Annotated in this window: 1 protein-coding gene; it reads left to right on the plus strand. The window is 68.5% G+C overall.

From position 1 onward, the window contains the following. On the plus strand, positions 1-1,008 hold a 1,008-nt coding region (locus BJP32_RS16660), incomplete at its 5' end, for an OmpA family protein (RefSeq protein WP_076224888.1). Between the last annotated feature and the right edge of the window lie 38 nt (positions 1,009-1,046).

Raw genomic sequence — 1,046 nt, forward strand, 5'->3', positions numbered from 1 at the left:
GCCGGCGCTGCATCGGCTGAGCCCGATGGCTGGTACGGCGCGATCGACGCCGGCTACCACATCATCGACGACATCAACACGGAAGCGTCGGCGACCGGCCACAGCTGGAACTGGGAAGTCAACGACGGCTGGGCGGCGTTCGCTCGCCTCGGCTACCGTTTCAACCCGAACTGGCGTGTTGAGCTCGAAGGCGGCTACCGCTCGGGCGACATCGGCAAGGTGCGCGCTGTCTCGGGCCCGAACGGCCTGTGCAACCTGACCCCGGCCACCGGCCCGTGCCACTCGCCGGAAGGCGACATCGAGTCGACGACTCTGATGGCCAACGTCCTGTACGACTTCGGCTCGCCGGACTGGACCATCCGTCCGTTCGTCGGCCTGGGCGTCGGTGTGAACCGCGTCAACGTCGACACCATCGGCCGTCTGCGTCAGAACCCGGGCGTCAGCTTCACGGCTGACGACAGCTCGACCAAGTTCGCCGCTCAGGCGATCGCCGGTCTGGCCTGGGCCGTGGGCGACCGCGCCAACATCGACCTGACCTACCGCTACCTGACGGGCGACATGGAGTTCGACACCACGCAGTCGGCCGCTCCGGCCTTCGGCACCCTGTCGGGCGACTACGACCAGTCGCACACCGTGACGCTGGGCCTGCGCTATGCGTTCGGCGCCGAGCCGGCTGCGCGTCAGTTCGTGGTCTACTTCGACTTCGACCGTTCGGACCTGACGGCGGAAGCCCGCTCGGTGGTGACGCAAGCCGCCAACTACGCCAAGTCGGGCGCTCCGACCCGCGTGCTGGTCGTCGGCCACACCGACACCCAGGGCGCTGCGGCCTACAACCAAGGCCTGTCGAACCGCCGTGCGCGCACCGTAGCTGACGCCCTGGTCGCTCAAGGCGTCAATGGCGGCGTGATCTCCTTGGACGGCAAGGGCGAGACCCAGCCGGCCAAGGCCACCGGCGACGGCGTGCGTGAGCCGCTGAACCGCCGCGCCACCGTCGACATCAACTTCTAAGGCTCAAGGGGGCCGGTCGTGATCGGCCCCCGAAACCT

Source organism: Brevundimonas sp. ZS04, from assembly GCF_001956865.1.
Lineage (GTDB): Bacteria > Pseudomonadota > Alphaproteobacteria > Caulobacterales > Caulobacteraceae > Brevundimonas > Brevundimonas diminuta.